Annotated in this window: 22 protein-coding genes; 13 read left to right on the forward strand and 9 right to left on the reverse strand. The window is 50.8% G+C overall.

Translation table 11 applies throughout. From position 1 onward, the window contains the following. The first annotated feature begins 234 nt into the window (after window positions 1-234). Entirely contained in the window at window positions 235-723 is a 489-nt protein-coding gene (locus RNAN_RS14525; protein ID WP_008223142.1) for an RNA recognition motif domain-containing protein, read from the forward strand. A gap of 132 nt (window positions 724-855) precedes the next feature. Then, a complete protein-coding gene (gene trmA / locus RNAN_RS14530) occupies window positions 856-1,947 on the forward strand; it encodes a tRNA (uridine(54)-C5)-methyltransferase TrmA (protein ID WP_040552256.1) in 1,092 nt (363 codons plus the stop codon). Here trmA and fabR read toward each other — a convergent pair. Continuing rightward, window positions 1,944-2,564 (reverse strand): HTH-type transcriptional repressor FabR, encoded by a 621-nt coding sequence (gene fabR, locus RNAN_RS14535; protein ID WP_008223146.1) that lies wholly within the window; start codon window positions 2,562-2,564, stop codon window positions 1,944-1,946. The two genes, trmA and fabR, sit on opposite strands and share 4 nt — an antisense overlap. A 99-nt stretch (window positions 2,565-2,663) precedes the next feature. Between fabR and RNAN_RS14540 the strand changes: the two genes are divergently transcribed. The 3 genes from RNAN_RS14540 to RNAN_RS14550 all read left to right on the forward strand — a co-directional run bounded on the left by RNAN_RS14540 (window position 2,664) and on the right by RNAN_RS14550 (window position 6,781). Further along, window positions 2,664-3,782 (forward strand): acyl-CoA desaturase, encoded by a 1,119-nt coding sequence (locus RNAN_RS14540; protein WP_008223148.1) that lies wholly within the window; start codon window positions 2,664-2,666, stop codon window positions 3,780-3,782. Window positions 3,783-3,866: 84 nt separating this feature from the next. Then, a complete protein-coding gene (gene sthA / locus RNAN_RS14545; protein ID WP_008223150.1) occupies window positions 3,867-5,294 on the forward strand; it encodes a Si-specific NAD(P)(+) transhydrogenase in 1,428 nt (475 codons plus the stop codon). A 122-nt stretch (window positions 5,295-5,416) separates the two neighbouring features. After that, window positions 5,417-6,781: a TonB family protein gene (locus tag RNAN_RS14550; RefSeq protein WP_008223153.1), complete on the forward strand. Its 1,365-nt coding sequence runs from the start codon at window positions 5,417-5,419 to the stop codon at window positions 6,779-6,781. A gap of 36 nt (window positions 6,782-6,817) precedes the next feature. On the opposite strand, the gene hemE is transcribed toward RNAN_RS14550, so the two are convergent. Both hemE and nudC read right to left on the reverse strand, forming a co-directional pair. Beyond that, window positions 6,818-7,897 (reverse strand): uroporphyrinogen decarboxylase, encoded by a 1,080-nt coding sequence (hemE, locus tag RNAN_RS14555; protein ID WP_008223154.1) that lies wholly within the window; start codon window positions 7,895-7,897, stop codon window positions 6,818-6,820. 258 nt (window positions 7,898-8,155) lie between these two features. After that, a complete protein-coding gene (gene nudC, locus RNAN_RS14560; protein ID WP_008223155.1) occupies window positions 8,156-8,950 on the reverse strand; it encodes an NAD(+) diphosphatase in 795 nt (264 codons plus the stop codon). Window positions 8,951-9,095: 145 nt separating this feature from the next. Here nudC and RNAN_RS14565 point away from each other — a divergent pair, with 145 nt between their 5' ends. Then, a complete protein-coding gene (locus RNAN_RS14565) occupies window positions 9,096-9,581 on the forward strand; it encodes an Rsd/AlgQ family anti-sigma factor (RefSeq protein WP_008223156.1) in 486 nt (161 codons plus the stop codon). A 64-nt stretch (window positions 9,582-9,645) separates the two neighbouring features. Here the strand turns inward: RNAN_RS14565 and fkpA are convergent, their stop codons facing one another. Next, on the reverse strand, window positions 9,646-10,386 hold the full coding sequence (gene fkpA / locus RNAN_RS14570) for an FKBP-type peptidyl-prolyl cis-trans isomerase (protein ID WP_008223157.1): 741 nt from the start codon (window positions 10,384-10,386) through the stop codon (window positions 9,646-9,648). Window positions 10,387-10,491: 105 nt separating this feature from the next. On the opposite strand from fkpA, the gene RNAN_RS14575 reads away from it, so the two are divergent. Further along, window positions 10,492-11,472 carry a WD40 repeat domain-containing protein gene (locus RNAN_RS14575; protein ID WP_040552258.1) on the forward strand — a complete coding sequence of 327 codons (981 nt, stop codon included), beginning with the start codon at window positions 10,492-10,494 and terminating at the stop codon, window positions 11,470-11,472. Next, on the forward strand, window positions 11,459-11,686 hold the full coding sequence (locus RNAN_RS14580; RefSeq protein ID WP_008223160.1) for a SlyX family protein: 228 nt from the start codon (window positions 11,459-11,461) through the stop codon (window positions 11,684-11,686). Before RNAN_RS14575 ends, RNAN_RS14580 begins: the two co-directional genes overlap by 14 nt. Before the next feature lie 2 nt (window positions 11,687-11,688). Here RNAN_RS14580 and RNAN_RS14585 read toward each other — a convergent pair whose 3' ends face one another. After that, window positions 11,689-11,895: a YheV family putative zinc ribbon protein gene (locus RNAN_RS14585; protein ID WP_040552260.1), complete on the reverse strand. Its 207-nt coding sequence runs from the start codon at window positions 11,893-11,895 to the stop codon at window positions 11,689-11,691. A 104-nt stretch (window positions 11,896-11,999) separates the two neighbouring features. On the opposite strand from RNAN_RS14585, the gene RNAN_RS14590 reads away from it, so the two are divergent. From RNAN_RS14590 to RNAN_RS18965, 3 genes are read left to right on the forward strand one after another with little or no spacing between them, the layout of a single operon-like run. Continuing rightward, window positions 12,000-13,907 (forward strand): ABC transporter ATP-binding protein, encoded by a 1,908-nt coding sequence (locus RNAN_RS14590; RefSeq protein ID WP_008223164.1) that lies wholly within the window; start codon window positions 12,000-12,002, stop codon window positions 13,905-13,907. Continuing rightward, complete coding sequence (locus RNAN_RS14595) at window positions 13,900-14,391, forward strand: TIGR02444 family protein (RefSeq protein WP_008223167.1); 492 nt, start codon at window positions 13,900-13,902, stop codon at window positions 14,389-14,391. Before RNAN_RS14590 ends, RNAN_RS14595 begins: the two co-directional genes overlap by 8 nt. 40 nt (window positions 14,392-14,431) lie before the next feature. Continuing rightward, a complete protein-coding gene (locus tag RNAN_RS18965; protein WP_237739932.1) occupies window positions 14,432-14,620 on the forward strand; it encodes a DUF3149 domain-containing protein in 189 nt (62 codons plus the stop codon). Window positions 14,621-14,711: 91 nt separating this feature from the next. On the opposite strand, the gene fdxA is transcribed toward RNAN_RS18965, so the two are convergent. Further along, entirely contained in the window at window positions 14,712-15,038 is a 327-nt protein-coding gene (gene fdxA, locus RNAN_RS14600) for a ferredoxin FdxA (protein ID WP_008223171.1), read from the reverse strand. A gap of 154 nt (window positions 15,039-15,192) precedes the next feature. On the opposite strand from fdxA, the gene RNAN_RS14605 reads away from it, so the two are divergent. Beyond that, entirely contained in the window at window positions 15,193-16,818 is a 1,626-nt protein-coding gene (locus RNAN_RS14605) for an NAD(P)/FAD-dependent oxidoreductase (protein WP_008223174.1), read from the forward strand. Between the two features lie 16 nt (window positions 16,819-16,834). Further along, window positions 16,835-17,617 (forward strand): CLCA_X family protein, encoded by a 783-nt coding sequence (locus RNAN_RS14610; protein WP_008223175.1) that lies wholly within the window; start codon window positions 16,835-16,837, stop codon window positions 17,615-17,617. Between the two features lie 23 nt (window positions 17,618-17,640). Here the strand turns inward: RNAN_RS14610 and RNAN_RS14615 are convergent, their stop codons facing one another. The 3 genes from RNAN_RS14615 to RNAN_RS19580 form a co-directional block, all read right to left on the reverse strand. Further along, window positions 17,641-19,023 carry a sensor domain-containing protein gene (locus tag RNAN_RS14615; RefSeq protein ID WP_008223177.1) on the reverse strand — a complete coding sequence of 461 codons (1,383 nt, stop codon included), beginning with the start codon at window positions 19,021-19,023 and terminating at the stop codon, window positions 17,641-17,643. 290 nt (window positions 19,024-19,313) lie between these two features. Continuing rightward, the gene (locus RNAN_RS14620) at window positions 19,314-20,105 is read right to left on the reverse strand and encodes a metal-binding protein (protein ID WP_202802314.1); all 792 of its coding nucleotides are present in this window, start codon (window positions 20,103-20,105) and stop codon (window positions 19,314-19,316) included. A 129-nt stretch (window positions 20,106-20,234) separates the two neighbouring features. After that, window positions 20,235-20,780 (reverse strand): DUF1240 domain-containing protein, encoded by a 546-nt coding sequence (locus tag RNAN_RS19580; RefSeq protein ID WP_008223181.1) that lies wholly within the window; start codon window positions 20,778-20,780, stop codon window positions 20,235-20,237. Window positions 20,781-20,793 lie beyond the last annotated feature (13 nt).

A 20,793-nucleotide genomic window follows, 5' to 3' on the forward strand; every position in this document is an offset into this window, starting at 1 on the left:
GTGGCATGGCGCGCATTATAGGGTGTTTTAATTAGCCTGCAAGCGGTAAAGTGAGAAAAATAGCCTTTAGCAGTGCGTTTGCTTACTAATTCAACTTTTCGTGCAATTTAGCAACAATAACAGCCGAAATACTCTGTGCTTAGTAGTTGCTCTTTACTGCCTAACCGCTAAGATAAGGCTGCTTTAGCTTTATAAAGCAGTCCGATAAATAGAATAAGTGCTTAGGATATTATTATGTTACCCACTTTACGTGCTTCTTTGCCGTACACACTGGCGTTGGCCGTGTTGGCTTATCTTGCGTTTACCTTTCTGCCCGTGTTGGGCTTTACTCAGCAAGTGTTCGTTGTTATTGGTGTGCTGCTCTCAGGTATTTTGGTACCGGTATTAATAGATGTGAAAGGCAGTGCTGTTGAATCAGCTGCGGTTAGCTCAACCTCAGATGCATATAAAGGTGAAACCGTCACCTTGTATGTTGGTAATCTACCTTATCGTGCTAATGAAGATGCCGTGAAAGAGCTGTTCCAACGCTTTGGCGCCGTCGTTAACGTGCGCCTGATGAAAGATCGCCAAACCGGCCGCCGCCGTGGTTTTGGTTTTGTCGAAGTTGCCGCCAAAGACAGTAACAAGATGATCCAGAAATTAAATGACTTTAATTTTCAGGAACGCACGTTAAAAGTGCGCGAAGCCAAAGAGCGGCAGGATAGTGACGATAGCGAAGAGTAGTGAAATAGTCGTTAAGCCAACACAGGGAGACTTCGGTCTCCCTGTGTTGTTTTTGCCGCAACAAAACGGTTTCGGGTTGGCGGCAAAGGCAGTCTGTCTTAAAATAGCCGTTTTGCCGATACCGAGTATTAAATGAGCGTAGGTCAGGTTTTTCCCGAACAGTATACAGAGCAGCTAGAGAGCAAAGTTAGTCAGGTGCAACAGCTGCTGGCAGCGTTTAACCCACCAAAGCCGCACGTGTTTAGCTCCAGCCCGGCACATTATCGCTTGCGCGCTGAGTTTCGCATCTGGCACAACGGCGATGATATATATCATGCGATGTTCGACCCGAAAAGCCGCGATAAGGTGCGGATAGATTACTTCCCGGTGGCCTGTCGCACCATCGCTGATTTTATGCCGGTGCTGCTTAAGCATATTCAGTTTAACCACGAGCTGCGTTACAAGCTGTATCAGGTAGATTATCTGGCGACTTTATCTGGCGAGTTACTGGTATCGCTTATCTATAAACGGCCCCTGACTAATAGCTGGTTAGAGCAGGCTCGCATACTAACCGAAACTCTGGCGGGACAATATAAAGTTAAATTTATTGGCCGCTCGCGCAAACAAAAGCTGATGGTAACGGATGATTATGTTACCGAGCAGTTTGAACTGGACGGCCGTACCTTGCAGTATCAGCAGGTAGAAGGTAGCTTTACTCAGCCCAATGGCGAAGTAAACCGGCATATGTTGGGCTGGGCAAAAGCGCTAGCCAAAAACCTAAATGGTGACCTACTTGAACTGTATTGTGGCAATGGTAATTTTTCGATAGCCTTGGCAGCGTGTTTTGATCAGGTGGTGGCAACGGAAATATCCCGCACTTCCATTAAATCAGCCCAATACAATATTGCACTTAATAACGTAGCTAATTTGCAGGTTCTGCAGATGTCTGCTGAAGATGTATCTGCCGCTTTAGCACAAGGTAACGCACTAAAGCATATTGATTTAACCGGCATGCAGCTTGATACCGTGCTGGTGGACCCACCCCGTGCAGGTTTGGATAACGACACAGAGCAGCTCGTCAGCCGGTTTAATGACATTATTTATATTTCTTGTAACCCAATGACTCTGGCAGAAAACTTAAAACAGCTGAGTCATAGTCATTACATTGCGCAGCTGGCAGTGTTTGACCAGTTTCCTTATACCCATCACATTGAAACCGGAGTCTGGCTGCGCAAACGCGGTTAAAGCGTGCCTTGCTCTTTGGGTTTACGACCATAGCTGGCGGCACCATGTGCCAGCCAGCGCAGTTGTGTAATAGTGCGGCTGGTCAAATAAGCATACTGTGATGAAGGCGCATCCAGCGCATCAGCACCGGTATGGAACACCAGGGTAACCATAGCTTCTGCCTGTGCTCTGGCCAGCTCATCCGGGCAAGTGGTTTCTTTACGCAAATATTCCGCCAATTCGGCAACAAAGTGTTGAATTTCACGCGCTACTGCACTTCTGAAGGCGGCTGAAGTGCCAGAGCGCTCGCGCAACAATAAGCGGAACACATTACTGTTACCGATAACAAATTCCATAAAGGTTTCTACTGAGGTACGGATCACACTGCCGTTTTTTTCAATCCGTTGCCGCGCCTGACGCATTAGCTGGCGCAGCATCAGGCCGGCCTCATCTACCAGCGTTAAACCCAGCTCATCCATATCAGCAAAGTGACGGTAGAACGAGGTTGGCGCTATACCGGCTTCGCGCGCCACTTCACGCAAGCTTAAGCTGGCAAAGCTTTTATCTGCGCTAAGCTGTGAAAAAGCGGCGTTGATGATGGCACGGCGGGTACGCTCTTTTTGTTCTGCTCTGGACACGGAAATTTCTCTGTTCACCGAAAAGCGCTATTTTATACCTTGACCAGGCGGTTGTGACCAGTAGAATGAGCGAACAGTTGTAAGCTAAACGGTGTTTTTATGCAGCAAGCCCCTCTTATCTGGACCAATGTCCTGCTGTTTTCCATCACGACGCTGGTCGCGGTTATCGGGGTGCCCTGGTATGCGTTAACGGTTGGCTTCGGCTGGTTTGAGATTAGCGCAACCATTTTGTGTCTGGGCTACTGCGGTATGTCTATTACCGCCGGCTACCACCGTTTGTGGGCACACAAAACCTATGATGCTCACCCGCTATTGCAATGGCTCTTCGCTATCGGCGGCGCTTTTGCGCTGCAAAACAGCGCACTGCACTGGTCTGCCGACCACAGGGTGCACCACAAACATGTCGATAACAATGACAAAGATCCATACTCTGCCGGCCGTGGTTTTTGGTACAGCCACATCGGCTGGATGCTGCGCGACTACCCCGGCGTAGAAAAGCCCGATTACAACAATTGCCGTGACTTACAGAAAAACCGCATTGTGATGTGGCAGCACCGCAATTATCTGTGCCTGGCCATTGCCACTAACTTTGGCATTCCATTACTGCTAGGCCTTATCAGCGGCAATATCCTCGGTATGTTGCTGCTGGCCGGCGTTCTGAGGCTGGTACTTAGCCATCATTTTACCTTCTTTATTAACTCGCTGGCTCATATCTGGGGTAGCCAGCCCTACACTGAGCAGAATTCAGCGCGGGATAACGGCGTACTAGCACTGCTGACCTATGGCGAGGGCTATCATAATTTTCATCATATTTTCGAGTCTGATTATCGCAACGGCATTAAGTGGTATCAGTTTGATCCGACCAAATGGCTGATTAAAACCGCATCCTGGGTTGGCTTAACCCGCAACCTGCGCACTGTACCCGAAGAGCGTATCGCCCAGGCCAGGGCCAAAATGCAGTTACAGCGCGCAATGGCAAAGGTAAAGCAGCGGCCAAACGCCGAACAGTTATTGCGTTTACTGGAGCAGGAGTATGAACTGCTACTGGCGCGGATGCAGGATTATTATCAGGTAAAAAAACAGCTGCTACAGCAGCGCCGGCAGCAATTGGTGGCACAGTATCAGGCGGTAGATTTTAAACAAAGCTATCGCGAGTTTAAGCAGCATCTGCAACAACAACAGCAGCATTGGCAACGCTTGATCGGCGCCTTTAGCTAACAGAAAAAGAGACTTAGGTCTCTTTTTTTGTGCCCGAGACCTGATATGCTCAAATAAGTGTAAGCTAATCAGTGAGATTGAATTGTGGGTCAGAAAAAGCACAGCAGCAAACCCAGTTTCGATTACGATGCCATTGTCATAGGCACCGGCCCCGGCGGCGAAGGCGCCGCGATGTATTTAGCCAAAAGCGGTTTAAAAGTTGCGGCGATAGAGCGCTATCAATCTGTCGGTGGCGGCTGTACCCATTGGGGCACCATACCGTCGAAGGCGCTGCGACACTCGGTTAGCCGCTTAATTGAGTTTAACGAAAACCCACTGTTTCACTTAGATGAGCAGCACACTAAGCTGACCTTTTCGCAAATTTTAAAACATGCTGCCGGCGTGATCCGTAAGCAAGTGCGCTTACGCAGCGGCTTTTATGATCGCAATCAGGTGAAAATTATCCAGGGTGAAGCCCGCTTTGTCGATAAGCACCGGCTGAGTGTCACCAGTGATGATGGCAGCTGTTTTGAACTGAGTGCCCAAACCATTGTCATTGCCTGTGGCTCGCGGCCGTACCGCCCGGCTGAAGTGGATTTTAACCACAGCCGTATCTACGACTCAGACACCATACTGTCGTTACAGCACGATCCTAAGCACATTATTATTTATGGTGCCGGCGTCATCGGCTGTGAGTATGCGTCGATTTTTCGTGGTTTGGGTGTCAGGGTCGACCTGGTGAATACCCGCGATCGGCTGTTATCTTTTATGGATGCGGAAATGTCGGACGCCCTGAGTTACCATTTTTGGAACTCTGGCATGACAATACGCCACGGTGAAGAGTTTGACCGCATTGAAGGTAAAAATGACGGTGTGGTACTGCATTTAAAATCCGGTAAAAAAATGAAAGCCGATTGCTTTCTGTTTGCCAATGGCCGTACCGGCAATACAGACAGCCTTAATCTTGACACTATTGGTTTGGCAGCAGACGGCCGCGGTTTACTGAAGGTAAACCAGCAATACCAGACCAGCATCGACAATATCTATGCAGTAGGTGATGTGATTGGTTACCCCAGCCTGGCCAGTGCCGCTTATGATCAGGGCCGTTTAGCCGGCGAGGCTATTGTAAAAGGCAACCTGGATGGCCACTTAATCGCCGATATTCCCGCTGGCATCTATACCATTCCTGAAATCAGCTCGGTGGGCAAAACCGAGCAGGAACTGACCGCTGCGCGCATTCCGTACGAAGTGGGCCGCGCTCAGTTTAAACATCTGGCCAGAGCACAGATAGCCAATACCAATGCCGGCAGTTTAAAGCTGTTGTTCCACCGCGAAACGCTGGAAATTCTCGGCATTCATTGTTTTGGCGAGCGGGCAGCCGAGATCATTCACATCGGCCAGGCCATTATGATGCAGAAGAACGGCGGTAATACTGTCGAGTACTTTGTGCATACTACCTTCAATTACCCGACGATGGCAGAAGCCTACCGGGTCGCTGCACTGAATGGACTGAACCGGCTATTCAAAGATTAAGCTACTGAATTAAAACAAATAATTTAACAACAGCAAGGCCAGATATTAAATTTTGTTTTGGCTGATAAATCGTTGTAAACTCGATTACATAATAATTAAACAATAGTGTGTTGGAGTGTTTTATGGTGCAGCTTCGGTATGGTTTGGCACTGGCATGGTTAGTCATGTCATGGCAGGCAGCGGCAGATTTTCCCACCGCCAAAGCCTTGTTCGAAAAGCAGGAATACGACCTGGCCAAACCGCAACTAGAGACTTTAGCGGAGCTTGGTCACCTCGAAGCACAGTTTTTACTTTCCCGCATGTATGCTGAAGGTCTGGGCGTTGACCCCGATATGAACCTGGCATATGCCTGGACACTGATTGCCCGCGAAAGAGAGCATCCAGAGGCAGACAAGCAATACCGGCAGTTGCGCACTAAAGTTAGTTCACGATTAGAAGCCAAAGAGGTGTTTACCAGCCTGAATAATCAATTTGGTAAAAATGCCTTGCATGGCAATCTCTACCCCTCTGCTAACCGTTATGTCGCCACCAACCCAAGATTAAAAGCCATCAGCACTCCAGAGCCGTCTTATCCCAACTATTTTGAACGTGCCGGCGTTTCTGCCTGGGCTATAGTGCATTATGATGTTAATGAAGACGGTAATACCGAAAATGCCACTGTGGTGGCGTCTTTTCCGGTGGATGCCTTAAGCGAATATGTGCTGGCAGCAGTACAAAGCTGGAAATATGAGCCACCCAAAGATCTATACGGTGATGCTATACGCTTAGAAATGCAATCACACACCTTTCAGATCAAAGCACCGCTAAGTGCTAAAGCGCGAAAATTTGAACGGGAAAATGCCGAGTATCTGGATGCAATTCGCGCCGCAGCTGAAGCAGAGTCTGGCCGCTACCAGTACTTATATGCATTACTGGCAGAAAACCGTATTGTGAGTGGCGTAGATGCTATGCCCTGGTACCTGCAGGCTGCCATTAATGGTTTTCCCAAGGCGCAATACCGGCTGGCACAGTGTTTGGTAACAGGTAACGGCTGTGACCGCGACCAAAACAAAGCGGTGAACTGGCTGGCCATCTCAGCCGATGGCGGTGATGCCAAGGCGGCGTATTTACTGGCGCAAGAGCTGTTAGACAGTAATAACGTTAACTACGACCCACGCAAGGCCGCTGGTTATCTCGAAGTTGCCGCGCTACAGGAATATATGCCGGCTATTACCGAATACGCATCGCTGTTGGCCATGTCGGATGACCCAACGCTGCGTGACCCACAAAAAGCCATTCGCCTGGCAGAGCAGGGCCGCGCTATAGATGCCAACCACCCTAATTTACTCTCTACCCTGGGTGTAGCCTTTATTGAATTAGGCCAGCAAGGCCGGGGTGAGTCGATGTTACGGCAGGCGATAGATGAAGCCAGAAAACGGCGCTGGACCATTCAAAACTATGAAGATTTGCTGGCGGACTACCAAATGGCAGCCACCGATAGCAACTAAAAACAAACCCCGGCACTTTGGCCGGGGTTTTTCTTATTACTCGCGAATGTCGCTACTCATATGATAAGTGCGGCTAAACGAGTGCACAGCATCGATAAACACCGACACCCGCTCAGGATCGACATCCGGTGTTATACCATGCCCCAGATTAAACACATGGCCCGAGCCCTGGCCAAAACCGTCCAGAATCATTTGCACTTCCTGACGAATGCGCTCTGGCGAGCCCAGCAGTATAGCCGGGTCCATATTGCCCTGCAGGGCAACTTTATGCCCCACCCTGGCTTTGGCATCACTGATATTAATCGTCCAGTCCAGCCCCAACGCATCACAACCGGTGTTCGCGATAGACTCCAGCCATAAACCACCATTTTTGGTAAACAAGGTCACCGGCACCTTGCGGCCATCTGCCTCGCGGGTTAAACCATTGACAATTTGCTGCATATAGCCCAGCGAGAACTCCTGATAATCGCGTGGTGTTAACACCCCACCCCAGGTGTCAAAAATCATTACCGACTGCGCCCCGGCAGCAATTTGCGCGTTCAGGTATAAGGTGACACTTTTCGCCAACTTATCCAGCAGCAGATGCAGCGCCTCCGGCTCAGAAAACATCATTTTTTTAATAGTGCCAAAGGTTTTGCTGCTACCGCCTTCGACCATATAAGTCGCTAGGGTCCAGGGGCTGCCAGAAAAACCAATTAGCGGCACACTGCCGGCAAGCTCACGGCGGATGGTGCGCACCGCATCCATCACATAACGCAGCTCCTGCTCCGGATCAGGTATGGGTAAATTAGCAATATCGATGAAGTCGCGCAGCGGCCGCTGGAATTTCGGCCCCTCGCCCTCGCCGAAGTACAAGCCCAGCCCCATCGCATCGGGAATGGTTAAAATATCGCTAAACAAAATAGCCGCATCCAACGCATAGCGCCGTAGTGGCTGTAACGTCACCTCACAGGCCAGCTCAGGGTTTTTACACAGCGACATAAAATCACCGGCCTGAGCCCGGGTTGCGCGGTACTCTGGTAAATAGCGACCGGCCTGGCGCATCATCCATACCGGCGTTCTGTCTACCGGCTGCTTTAACAAAGCCCTGAGGTAGCGATCATTTTTTAATTGCATAAGTTATCCGTCAGTCCGCGAAATGAGGTTATTTTACCACCCCGGCGCCGCCGCGCCTATGTTTAACCGGTAAATGCTGTGTTCAGCTTTTTTCTGGTTATTGCTTGTCATCATAAAATCATTCTGCTATAACATTGCTGCGCTAGTGAAGAATAACAAGTAAGAAGCTCGTTTAAACGGGACCACGCAAACCTTAGTTAAGCCACGTTAAGTGGCTTTTTTATTTTCTGAGCCGTGCTAACTGTCTTCGCCAGCAGCCTATTCAACTGTCATTTGCGCTAACCGCGCGATAATTTGCCCCGACAAGGTTTCAAGCGGCGGCACCTCGGGTAACTCAGTGACACTAAACCAGGCGGCCTCTTCAATTTCATGCGGCTGACAGCGAATAGCACCGCCGGCATAATCAGCAATAAAGCCCGCCATCAGCGAATGCGGAAAGGGCCACGGCTGGCTGCCAACATAGCGCAGGTTACAAATATCGATACCCACCTCTTCTTTGACTTCCCGCACCGCGGCTTGCTCTAATGTTTCAGCAGATTCGACAAAACCGGCCAGAATGGAAAAAAAGCCCGCTTTATGCCGGCTGGAGCGCGCCAGTAAAATTTTGCCCTGATGAGCAATGCCGACCAGCACGCAGGGTGCAATACGCGGGTAACAGCGGTGGCCACACTTATGACACAGCGTTGCCAGCTCCCAATTGACCAGGCTCATTGCACTGCCACACTGGCCACAAAAGCGGTGTGTTTGTAAAAACAACGCTACCTGCACCGCCCGCGCCGCTAACTCAAACAGCCGCTCACCGGCTGGCAGTATGGCCCTGGCACTGACCCAGTGGTGCTCATCGGCAATTTGGTCGTTATTAATCAGTAAATACGCCGGCACGCCTTCAAGCTCGCCCAGCTGGCAAATCTGCTCCGGGGCTGCGGATAACGACAAACTGGCATAAGGCCCCTGCGGCAGCTGTTGCTGCCCGTTTAGCCAGAGGCGGCCGCGGTTGACAATAAACCACAGGCCCTGCTGCTCTGGCTTCACATGAACACTGTGCTTAATCATCTGCTGTCCTCGCTACTTACCGGCTGATGGCGTCATCATAATGCGCTTTACTGGGCTGACCAATAAAAAAACGGTTGATCTTTAGCGCAAAATTCTTTTAATTAGACGTTACTGCAGCACAACCGCTGCACTTAAGGAGAAGGCAATGTACACCCGGGTGCAGACCGCGCAAAAAAAATGGGGTGGCTCACTTACTGCCATCGATAACTGGCTGGAAGAGCGGCAGCAACTTATTGTCAGCTATTGTAAACTGGCGGCCCTACCACCGTTCGATAGCAAGCGCACCACCTTGCCCTCTCAAGCTGCTGTGCAGGAGTTTTGTCAGGTGCTGGTTGATTATTTGTCTGCCGGTCACTTTGAAGTCTATGAACGTATCGTTTCAGAATGCGCCGTTAATGGTACTGACAGTCGTAAGCTGGCTGACAGCCTGTATCCGAAAATTGCCGTATCAACGGACTTAGCGCTGAACTTCAATGATTTGTATGCTGAACATCTTAGCACCCGTCACAGTGGCGCCTTTGATCGCGAGCTGTCCGCATTAGGCCAGGCACTGGAAGAGCGCTTCGAATATGAGGATCAGCTGATTAATACGTTGTACGAGAAGCACACCGATACTAGTGTGTCTGCTTAACCACCGTACAAAATAGCCATTATGAAAAAAGCGGCCGCAGCCGCTTTTTATGCCTTAGCAGAGCTTATTTTTCTGCCGTTTCAGCTTTAACGATATCCAGCAGTTCTACTTCAAATACCAGTACGCTGTTTGGCTTAATCACGCCCATATCGCGCTCGCCATAGGCCAGCTCTGATGGAATAGTGAACTTAAATTTAGAGCCGACATTCATCAGCTGCACACCCTCAGTCCAGCCTGGGATGACGCGGTTTAACGGGAACTGAGCCGGTTCGCCACGGTCCAGCGAGCTGTCAAACTTGGTGCCATCCGTCAGGGTGCCGGTGTAATGTACTTTTACCGTGTCAGTGGCGGCTGGCTTAGCGCCGTCAGCCGCTTGCAGCACTTCATATTGTAAGCCTGACTCAGTTACGGTAACGCCTTCTTTTTTCGCGTTTTCTTCCAGATAAGTCTTACCTGCTGCGATGGCCTGAGCAGCTTCAGCTTCGGCAATAGCCGCTTGCTTTTCACGGAACTGCTCTTCCAGTGCGGTCATCATCGTTTGCACTTCTTCTTCATTCAGGGCGGTTTTATCTGCAATAGCGTCTTGCACACCACGTAAAATCAGTGCGCTGTCAAGGCTCAGGCCCATTTTGCTGTACTCGTCCAGCGTACTGTCCAGGTAACGGCCAACAGAAACACCTAAGCTGTAAGACTGTTTGGCTTCATCGGTGTCCAGCACAGCAGGTTGTTGTGCTGCTTCTTTCTGACAGGCGGCAAGGGTGATAACAGCCACTGCGACCAGTGACATTTTGGTAACTAAGCGCATTCGGTTCTCCAAGATTTACGCAGCCAGGCTGCAAAAGTATGTTTTAATAGTGTCCAATGAACTGACCTATACTAACGGTTTGTGCGGATGAGGTTAACACCCGACATGAAATATCCTGTGTTTTTTCTGCTATTACTGCTATCAGGCTGCGAAAAACTGACCACGGTAGCCCCGGTACAACAGTTTCCCCATGTAGCACAAGGCAGCTATGCGGCGGCCATTTCAGACGACGGCCGCTTTGCAGCGGTATCATCCATTCAGGACGGTGTGGCACTGTGGGACTTAGCCGACAATGCGCTGAAGTACCAATGGAAACACCAGGACAGCAGCGACAATCTGGTGTTTAGCCTGGCCATTAGCCATAACAACAGCCATGTGCTGAGCGCCGATCAGCAAACCTATGCCCTGTGGCATATTGCCAGTGGCGAAAACCAGGGCTACTGGAAGCTGGATACCGCTACTGTGCGTGATGTCGCCGTGTCGGATAATGGCGCCCACTTACTGATTGGTAAAAGTGATGGCGGTGTGCAGCATATTACGCTGTCATCGGGCCGGCGGCTGGAATTTTTAGGCCATACCGAGCGTATCAATAGTGTGGCGATGTCACCCAATGGCCGCTATGCCTTAACCGGCGGCAACGATTACAAAGCGCATTTGTGGGATACGCAAAGCGCACAGATTATTTACAGCTTTAGCCACCCCAGCCGGGTAACCAAAGTGGCGCTTGACCCGAAGGGCCGTTATGCCTTTACCGCCGACAGCAAGGATTTAGCGCAAATATGGGATATCCAAACCGGCCAGCTGGTGAGCAAATTGCAATTTATGGCCCGCCAGCAGGTATTTAGCACCGTGCGCTTTAGCCGCGATGGCAAGTATCTGGCCACCGGCGCCCCCACCCGCAAACTGGCACTGTGGGATGTACAAAGTGGTGCCGAGTTACAGCAATGGCAAGTGGGGGTAAAACCCGACAGCCGGCCACCCAGTGCCGTGGTACATGCCGTGGCATTTTTGGGCGACAATCAATTAATCAGCGAAAGCTCCAGTGGCATAGCCGAAGTATGGGAGATTAACTATGAGCGCAAATGAGCGTGACCTGCAGCTACATATTGTCGAGCTGGAGAGCAAACTGGCATTTCAGGAAGACACGGTAAACAGCCTGAGCAATGAACTGCTGGAGCATCAAAAGAAAATTGATCGCCTGCAGCAGCAGGTCATGCTACTGGCAGAAAAACTGCGCAACCTGCCGGATGACCAGGGCATATTACGGCCAGAGGAAGAGCCGCCTCCGCCGCATTATTAATATTATTCCGGTTTAAACACACCTATTACCTGCTCAGCAGCGCGGCTGGCTTTGGCTATTTGCGCTTCGGGCTGCACCATCTGGTGGCCGCATTCTACGCATTCCACTTTTTCCACGTTGTTTTCAATAAACAACATCATAGTGTCTACCGCCTTGCATTTCGGGCAGCTGGCACCAGCAATAAAACGTTTCTTTTTTCGGCTTGTCATCTTGCTTCCCGGTTGGCGCTGGCGGCTATTTTCGTCGCCAAGCCTTGGTTTGTCGGCCTTATACGGTTAAATTAGCAGCCCAATTCAGTTACACAGGAAAAAACATGATCCAGCTGCAACAGGTGGAACTGCGCCGAGGCATTCAGTGCTTATTTAAAGACGCCGATCTTACCGTATTTCCGGGCCAAAAGGTGGGAATTGTTGGTGCCAACGGCTGCGGCAAATCCAGTTTGTTTGCCCTGCTGCAGCATAAGCTGCAGGCAGACGCCGGCAGCGTTAGCATACCCGGCAGCTGGCATATTGCTACCGTAGCGCAGGAAACCCCGGCACTGGACTGCAGCGCAATGGATTATGTATTGCAAGGCGACGAGCAGCTGTTTCCGCTGTTGTTAAAAGTGCGCAGCGGTTGTAGTGAAAGCGACTTAGCCGCCATACACCTGCAAATCGAGGCACTGGATGGCTACCGCGCAGAAGCCAAGGCCGGCGTGCTGCTTGATGGCCTGGGCTTTAGCGGCGACGCCCAGCAGCAAGCAGTAAAATCTTTCTCGGGTGGCTGGCGTATGCGGCTTAACCTGGCACGCGCCCTGATGCAGCGTGCTGAGTTATTGCTGCTGGACGAACCGACCAACCACCTGGATTTAGATGCCGTGCTGTGGCTGGAAAAATACCTGGCCAATTATCAGGGTACTTTACTGCTGATAAGCCACGACCGCGATTTTCTTGATGCCGTGACCGACAACATTGTGCATATTGAACGGCAGACACTGACGCTGTACAAAGGCAACTACAGTCAGTTTGAGCGCCAGCGCGCCGAGCAGTTATCGCAGCAGCAGGCTAATTTTGACAAGCAGCAACGCCAGGTCGCACACCTGCAAAAATTTATCGACCGCTTTAAAGCGCAGGCTACCAAAGCGCGCCAGGCACAAAGCCGCATTAAAGCACTGGAGCGCATGACGCTGCTGGCGCCAGCGCATGTCGACTCGCCATTTAGTTTTAGCTTTCGCGAGCCTAAAGCCCTGCCCAACCCACTGTTAAAAATGGATAACGTGCAGGCCGGCTATGGCGATAAAGTCATTTTAAGCCAGATTAAATTTCAGCTATTACCCGGTAGCCGCATTGGCTTACTGGGCCGTAACGGTGCCGGTAAATCGACGCTGATCAAATTGCTGTCCGGCAGTATGGCGCCACAAAGCGGTGAAGTCTGGTTCGCCAATGGGGTGAGTTTAGGTTATTTCGCCCAGCATCAATTGGAAACTCTGCGGCCGCAAGACTCGCCGCTGCAGCACTTAGTGCGGCTAGACCCACAGGTGCCCGAGCAGAAACTGCGCGACTTTTTAGGCGGTTTTGGCTTTCATGGCGATAAAGCATTAGAGCCCTGTGCGCCGTTTTCCGGCGGTGAAAAGGCCCGCTTAGTGCTGGCGTTGATTGTCTATCAGCGCCCTAACCTGTTGCTGCTGGATGAGCCGACCAACCACCTGGATCTGGATATGCGCGAAGCCATAGTAATGGCGCTGCAGGAATTTGAAGGTGCTATTGTGATCGTATCGCACGACCGGCATTTGCTTAGCAGCTGCACCGACGAATTCTATTTAGTGGCGCAGGGTAAGGTAGCCCCGTTTGACGGCGACCTGGCAGATTATTACCAGTGGCTGCAACAAGACGCGCGCCAAAGTGCCAGTGCCGCTCAGGCAGATACACCCGCCAGCAGCAATGTGGTGCGTAAAGATCAGAAACGGTTGGAAGCCGAACTGCGCAATATACTGCGCCCGCTTAAACAAAAAATAGATAAGCTGGAGCAGCAACAGGAAAAGCTGACGCAAGAGCTGGCCGCCATTGAAACCCAAATGGCCGATCCGGATATTTATGATGCCAAACGCAAAGCCGAGCTGACTGAGCTGCTGGCCAAGCAGGCCAGCACCAGCCAGAGCCTGGCCAGTATTGAAGAAGACTGGTTTATGACACAGGACGAGCTGGAGCAAAAAACCAGCCAGTTTTGGCAAGCCAATGCCTGACAGCCAACCGCCTGCAGCACCCAGTGCAGAGCAGCTGTGGCAGTTTAGCCTTAAGCTGTACCCGGCCATTAAACCGCTGTGTATAGACTGGCAGGACCGGCTGGGCGCCAATGTGAATCTGTTACTGCTGCTGTGTTATCTGGAGCAGCAACAGCTAAGCTTTTCTGCCAGCGCATTAGCGCAGCTAAGCGCGCTGCTGGAGCACTTTAGCAACCAGTTTACCCAGCCGCTGCGTCAACTGCGGCGTAGCGCCAGCCAAAGCCCGCTTCTGCCAGCACAGCAACAGCAACTCAAGCAGCATTTACTCAGCGCAGAGCTGGAGTTGGAGCGCTTAGAGCAGCAGCTACTGCTGCAACACTGCCCTCAGCTGACGGCAAGCCCTGGCCCTTTGCTGCAGCACTATTTGCAGCTGCTGGGAGCCGACAGCAAGGCCGAAGCCGGGCATTTAGTTGATCTGCGTCAAAAACTGCTGCAGTTAACCTGACAGCGTGCTTTAGATTTGATCTGTATCAGCTAACAGTGACATGGCTATACCTACACTTGCTGTCACAACACAGCAAGAGGGTATGATGATGAACCTGTGGCAAGAATTTATTAACGATCCGGTAATTTTTATCTCTTTTACCGGCTTGGCGATCGTGATAGGCCTGTGCATTTTTTATGCTATCTACTTTATGTACAAAGTAGAGCACGACCAACCAGACACTAAGTAGCCCGCGCTGGCGCAGTGCTAATCAAGCTGCAGGTACTGCAGCTGCTTTTTATTCCTAATCAAGCTGCAGGTACTGCAGCTGCCTTTTACTGCTAATCAAGCTGCAGGTACTGCAGCTTGTTGGGCACCCCATTCCAGGCGTCGGCATCAGCCGGTGCCGGTTTTAGCTCACGGATATTGGGCCAAAGCTCAGCTAATTCGGCATTTAGCGCAATAAAGCCATGCTGCTCTGGCGGCACCTTATCTTCCTGCACGATGGCATTGGCCGGACACTCTGGCTCACACAAACCGCAATCAATACAAATAGTCGGGCTTATCGCCAGAAAGTTCGGCCCCTCAAAAAACGCATCGACCGGGCATACCGCTACGCAATCGGTGTATTTACATTTAATGCAGTTATCTAATACCACAAAGGCCATGGCGCTTGTGCTCCTGTTGTTTCAGGCTGGCGATCATACTGCAGAGCAATGCAAAAACAAACACGGACAATGCGTCCTGCTTGGCGTAAAATAGCGCTATCTTGTGAGTGGCAGGCCTATTGCTATGCCGCAATGACACCGATACGGAACCTTTATGCTGCGTCTTACCGAAATAAAACTGCCGTTAAACCATGAACAAAGCGCCATTAATGCGGCCATTCTGGCCAAGTTAGCTATCAAAGCCGAGCAATTACACAGCGTAAAGGTGTTTAAACGCGGTATAGACGCACGGAAAAAAACCGATATTCAGCTGATTTACACCCTGGATATCGAGGTGGATAACGAGGCGCAGCTGCTAAAAAGCTTTGCTAAAGATCCACATGTGAAACCTGCGCCGGATACCCGCTATAAGTTTGTCGCCCGGGCGCCTGCCAACTTAACAGAGCGGCCTATTGTGATTGGCCTGGGCCCCTGCGGTTTATTTGCCGGCTTATTGTTGGCGCAAATGGGCTTTAAGCCGATTATTCTCGAGCGCGGTAAAGAAGTGCGTGAGCGCACCAAAGACACCTTTGGCTTTTGGCGTGGTAAGGCGCTTAACCCCGAGTCTAACGTGCAGTATGGCGAGGGCGGCGCCGGTACCTTTTCAGACGGTAAGTTATACAGCCAGGTAAAAGACCCGAAACATTACGGCCGTAAAGTCATGAGCGAGTTTGTTCAGGCCGGAGCACCTGCCGAAATTATGTATGTCAGCAAGCCGCATATCGGCACCTTTAAACTGGTGGCGATGGTAGAAAAAATGCGCGCCAACATTATTGCCCTGGGTGGCGAAATCCGCTTTAGCAGCCGGGTGGATGACTTACATATTACTAACGGCCAGATCACTGGCGTGACGCTGTCCAGCGGCGAGCAACTGCACAGCAAGCATGTGGTGCTGGCAGTGGGCCACAGTGCCCGTGATACTTTCCAGATGCTGTACGACAAAGGCGTCTATGTCGAGGCCAAGCCGTTTTCGATTGGTTTTCGCATCGAGCATGAACAATCGATGATTGACGAGTGCCGCTACGGCCCTAACGCCGGCAACCCGATTTTAGGTGCGGCCGATTATAAACTGGTGCATCACTGCAGCAACGGCAGAAGCGTGTACAGCTTTTGTATGTGCCCGGGCGGTACTGTGGTGGCAGCAGCTTCTGAGCCCGGCGGCGTGGTCACCAATGGCATGAGCCAGTATTCGCGCCATGAACGCAACGCCAACAGCGCTATCGTCGTGGGCATCGACCCCGAGCGTGACTACCCGGGTCACCCACTGGCCGGCATTGAGCTGCAGCGCAAGCTGGAGCAACTTGCGTTTAAACTGGGCGGTGAGAACTACCATGCGCCGGCGCAGCTGATTGGCGATTTTCTCGCTGGCAAGCCTTCTACTGAGCTGGGTGAGGTGAAACCATCCTACACCCCCAATATTACCCTGACCGATTTAGCGCTGGCATTGCCTGATTTCGCCATCGCCGCCATTCGTGAGGCGATACCGGCGTTTGATAAGCAAATAAAAGGCTTCGCCAAAGCCGATGGGTTATTGACCGGCGTGGAAACCCGTACCTCATCGCCCGTTAATATTAAACGCGGCAGCGACTATCAAAGCATCAATACCCGCGGTTTGTATCCGGCCGGTGAAGGTGCGGGTTATGCCGGCGGTATTTTATCGGCCGGAATCGACGGCATTAAGGTCGCCGAAGCGGTAGCACTGGCGATATTGGCAGAGACGCGGGCGGGCACAGCCGTATAAGTATCAGCGTCTTAGCATGAACGACACAACAGCACGACAATACTATCGTAACGGCCCGCCACACCGGGCCGGTGCCGATGTCAGCTTTGCCGATCTGGTAAAAATTTTTGGCTTTAACAGCATTCATATTGGCCGCTGGGTAACCGCTGACGAGCAGCAGCGCGCCGCCAATCTGTTTTTTGATGCCCTGTGTGATTTACAGCAGCTGTTGCAGGTGCCGGCGCAGGTTATCTCACTAAATGGCAGCCTGGCACTGACCTACGGCATTGGTGGCCGCCCTGGCGTGTGTGCCCATTATCAGCCGCAAGGGCGCATTCTGGCGCTGGCGAAAAATGCCGGTGGCGGCAGTCTGGCACATGAGTGGTTTCATGCGTTTGATCATTATGTGGCAGCGAAAATGTTTCAGCCGGCGCCCAAAGCCGGGCTATTTGCCTCGCGCTGCTGGCTAAACGACGATGCGCTGCAGCCTCACCCACTCAACCAGCAATTGGCGCACGCCTTTCAAAGTTTGTTTGTCAGTGCTGACGGCCAGAGCGAGAGTGACTATTTTCGCCGCTGCCGGGCGCTGGACGAGCGCTTTAGCCAGCTGTATCTGGCTTTGCCAGAGGAAATGGCCGCCAGAGCGTTTGAGCATATGCTGCAGCGCCAAAGCCTGAAAAACAGCTTTTTAGTCGCCGGCACCTTGCAAAGCCCGCTGGCCAAACTGGGCGCATACCCAGAGCCGGCATTAACTGACACGTTAAGCCAGCTTTGGCTGGGTTATTTTAGTACTTTGGGGCAGGCGTTACAGCGCGGTTAGCTGTTAAAACAGAGTTTACCGGCTTAGGCGCTACTGCGTTTTGGCGCCACAGCTTGGTGAAGCTGCACCCGGTTACCGCCACTGCTTTTAGCCTGATACATCGCATTGTCGGCCAGTAATAGCAGCGCTTTAATGTCCTGGCTGTGGCCGGGATACAGCGCCACGCCCATGCTGGGTAGTACCTGCAGCAGGTGGCCGGCCAGCGCAAACGGGGTTTCCAGTGCACTGCGCACCTTTTCTGCCAGTGCCATAGCGCTATCGGCACTGTCCACCTGCTCCAGTAAGATAACAAATTCGTCACCGCCAAAGCGTGCCACGGTATCGCTGTGGCGTAAACTGGCGACAATACGCTTAGCGGTGTGCTGCAGCAGTTCATCGCCTACCTGATGGCCGTGGCTGTCGTTCACTTGCTTAAACTTATCCAAATCCAGATACAGCAGCGCAAACTGGCCCTGCTCGCGCTGCGCCCGGGCCATGGCCGAGCGCACGCGGTCGTCAAACAGCTCGCGGTTCGGCAAGCCGGTCAACTGATCGTACAACGCATTGCGCTGCAAGCGCTGCAGCATTTGTTTGCGCTCTATCGCCACCGCTACCTGTACCGAGACAAACTCCAGCAGCTCTATTTCACTGTGCGTGTAGGCCGCAGCCGTCGGCGCATTGTGTACCATTAACACACCAATTACCGCAGTTTGCGATTTTAGCGGCAACCCCAGCCAATTTACCGGCAATACTGATATTTGCTGGCGCAGCAGCGCCGGCAGGTCTTGTGGCTCATCCGGCTGCAGGTTAATGGTTTCACAGCGCTGCATCACCTGATGACACAGCAGCATCAGGTTATCGCTGTTATCATCCTCTGGCGCAGCGCTTAAGCGGGCATCGTGGACAAACTCCAGCTGGGCACTGTCTTTTGCCGCCAGCAGAATAGCAAAGCGCTGCATCGGCACCAGCTCAGCAATAATCTGCTGAATGCTCTGGTACAGCGCCGTTAAATCATCACAGGCAAAGGCGGCTTCAGAAATGGCATACAGTGCCTTCTGGCGCGCTTCAATAGTTTTACTGCGGGTTATATCACGCGCTACCGCCACCCGGCGCTTATCACTGGCCGACCAGCGCGCCGACCAAAGTAAATGCACTACCTGGCCATCTTTGCGGATATAGCGGTTTTCAAAGTCAATTTTTACCGCGCCGGCGTTAATCTCTGCTGCCGCTTTTAAAGTGCGCTCTCTGTCATCCGGGTGCACCAGCTCTATCATCGGCCGGCCCAACATTTCCGCCGGCGTGTAACCAAAAATACGCTCGGCACCAGCGCTGACAAATTCAAAACGGCCGAATTTATCCACCACGCATATGGCATCCAGCAGCAGGTCGATATAGTTACTCAGCGCTTTATAACTTTCTGTATTCATTGAACAGACTAACGCGGGTATAAAATTGCTTAAACCTTAGCACGGCGAAGGCGGGATAGCAGGCTATCTTTGCAAATTTACTTGTTACAACCGCCGTTAATTTTTGAATGATTCTCCTGAAGTTTTTGGATTAGCATCTCTGATAAATTTGACCCCAGTGCATCCAACTTACGATTTAAATCAAGAACAGCAAAATCTGGGTGGTTTTCTCTCACAATGCATTGAGCGACTTCACCTACAGCGAATCTTAAACTTTGAGAAAAACATCTAATCACTAATCTATCGAAACTCTATCGCCCCACGGGATAGCTGACTATGCATAACTCATCTTTGTATAAAGAGAATAAATTGTCTTTATACTCTACAAAAGGAAATGTCACATATTCAAAACTTTGCAAGGAAAGATTTATAACCAAGTATTCGTCATTAATATCAATGCGTTGAGCGAAAGAAGGTACTATACAATTATTTTTTTCTACAACTAAAAATGCTATGGGAAAGAATGACAATAAACTCATTGAACAAAAGTTTGTCCTGCTACCAATACTGATCATTTTCGCACTGATGTGTTGCTTGAGCGGATAAAACCAGTAGTAGATTTGATGTGTTTCAGAAATAGCTTTGTCATCTCCTAATACAAATCTCCGCAGCGGGCCAAAGTAAGGAGTCTCGATCTGTTCTGTTTTGCACTCCGCTTCTGATGTCGCCGACAGGATATGGCCAATCATAGAGCGGATATATTTTTTGGCGTCTATTTTAATTTTTTTAAAACTATATGGCTCAAACGGAGATTCGAAGTATTGCTTAATTACGGGTGTCAGACTCTGATAGATGCGTGCTATTTCATTGTCGCCGAAACTCAGAAGTCCATTGCATTTCTTGCAGATAGTTCTGAATTTACTGCCGTTTCTTGACACTGCACCTTTAATCTCTTTGAATGTGTCAATTGTCGATTCGGTGATAAGCCTCTGCTCTGTTTTAGTAATGACTACAGAACCTTGTGGAGGCACATGATCAAAACTCAAATCACCAAAATTACCACATATGACACAAAACCCTGTGCCATTTTTGGAGCTATACACACACCTCTTAGATATTCTGTCGCTGAAATTGCCCAAAGTTTAGGCTGCCCTTGAGTTACTTACCAACTAAGGCCGATTTAATCACATAAAGCATCGGAAAGTTAAACATTCCGACCGGCAGTAACTTGTTCAGCCATCATTTCTACTAAGTTGCTCCTGCTGCAAAAAACGCTGCCTGGCATCCTGCTGCTTTTGTCTGGCAACTAAATGCTGTTGCACCTGCTGCACCTCCTCAATCGTGCCACGTTGCACTAAATGGCGAATATCATTGTCATAACACAGGCTTTCGTTGTGTACCCACACTTCCATTGTGATGCGATTACTTAATAACGTAGTCATTGGGCACGACACGTAACCCGCCTGATCAGCTTGGCTACGCCGGTGTGATGCAATTAAAAAATTGCCACCAAACAACACCAGCAAACTGGCCAACATTAACATTGCCAGTGCTTTCTCAGCTTTTTTGAAAAAGCTTGTTTCCTTTTTCAACACACAGCGGTAAAAAAAGTACAGCAAAAATAGTAAGCAGCCAGTGACACCACCAAGCATGACTCCCGGCCCGTAACCGTGCATGGTACTAATTACGACTAGCGGTAGCCGGTCAGCCAACATGACAGTGTGCTGGTTCCATTCATGGAAAAAAATTAACAAGCCAACTAACGCCAAAGCCAACATCAAACAGCTGGCG

The sequence above is a fragment of the Rheinheimera nanhaiensis E407-8 genome, assembly GCF_000296695.1.
Taxonomy (GTDB): domain Bacteria; phylum Pseudomonadota; class Gammaproteobacteria; order Enterobacterales; family Alteromonadaceae; genus Alishewanella; species Alishewanella nanhaiensis.

Excerpts from the sequence above, each read along its gene's own strand:
- RNAN_RS18965 (WP_237739932.1), top strand. The coding sequence starts at position 14,432 with ATGGCTATACCTACACTTGCTGTCACAACACAGCAAGAGGGTATGATG.
- RNAN_RS14575 (WP_040552258.1), top strand. The coding sequence starts at position 10,492 with ATGAAATATCCTGTGTTTTTTCTGCTATTACTGCTATCAGGCTGCGAA.
- RNAN_RS14585 (WP_040552260.1), bottom strand. The coding sequence starts at position 11,895 with ATGACAAGCCGAAAAAAGAAACGTTTTATTGCTGGTGCCAGCTGCCCG.
- nudC (WP_008223155.1), bottom strand. The coding sequence starts at position 8,950 with ATGATTAAGCACAGTGTTCATGTGAAGCCAGAGCAGCAGGGCCTGTGG.
- RNAN_RS14595 (WP_008223167.1), top strand. The coding sequence starts at position 13,900 with ATGCCTGACAGCCAACCGCCTGCAGCACCCAGTGCAGAGCAGCTGTGG.
- RNAN_RS14605 (WP_008223174.1), top strand. The coding sequence starts at position 15,193 with ATGCTGCGTCTTACCGAAATAAAACTGCCGTTAAACCATGAACAAAGC.
- RNAN_RS14590 (WP_008223164.1), top strand. The coding sequence starts at position 12,000 with ATGATCCAGCTGCAACAGGTGGAACTGCGCCGAGGCATTCAGTGCTTA.
- RNAN_RS14540 (WP_008223148.1), top strand. The coding sequence starts at position 2,664 with ATGCAGCAAGCCCCTCTTATCTGGACCAATGTCCTGCTGTTTTCCATC.
- RNAN_RS14550 (WP_008223153.1), top strand. The coding sequence starts at position 5,417 with ATGGTGCAGCTTCGGTATGGTTTGGCACTGGCATGGTTAGTCATGTCA.
- RNAN_RS14525 (WP_008223142.1), top strand. The coding sequence starts at position 235 with ATGTTACCCACTTTACGTGCTTCTTTGCCGTACACACTGGCGTTGGCC.
- trmA (WP_040552256.1), top strand. The coding sequence starts at position 856 with ATGAGCGTAGGTCAGGTTTTTCCCGAACAGTATACAGAGCAGCTAGAG.
- RNAN_RS14610 (WP_008223175.1), top strand. The coding sequence starts at position 16,835 with ATGAACGACACAACAGCACGACAATACTATCGTAACGGCCCGCCACAC.
- RNAN_RS14565 (WP_008223156.1), top strand. The coding sequence starts at position 9,096 with ATGTACACCCGGGTGCAGACCGCGCAAAAAAAATGGGGTGGCTCACTT.
- RNAN_RS14580 (WP_008223160.1), top strand. The coding sequence starts at position 11,459 with ATGAGCGCAAATGAGCGTGACCTGCAGCTACATATTGTCGAGCTGGAG.
- fdxA (WP_008223171.1), bottom strand. The coding sequence starts at position 15,038 with ATGGCCTTTGTGGTATTAGATAACTGCATTAAATGTAAATACACCGAT.
- fkpA (WP_008223157.1), bottom strand. The coding sequence starts at position 10,386 with ATGCGCTTAGTTACCAAAATGTCACTGGTCGCAGTGGCTGTTATCACC.
- hemE (WP_008223154.1), bottom strand. The coding sequence starts at position 7,897 with ATGCAATTAAAAAATGATCGCTACCTCAGGGCTTTGTTAAAGCAGCCG.
- RNAN_RS14615 (WP_008223177.1), bottom strand. The coding sequence starts at position 19,023 with ATGAATACAGAAAGTTATAAAGCGCTGAGTAACTATATCGACCTGCTG.
- RNAN_RS19580 (WP_008223181.1), bottom strand. The coding sequence starts at position 20,780 with ATGTTGGCTTTGGCGTTAGTTGGCTTGTTAATTTTTTTCCATGAATGG.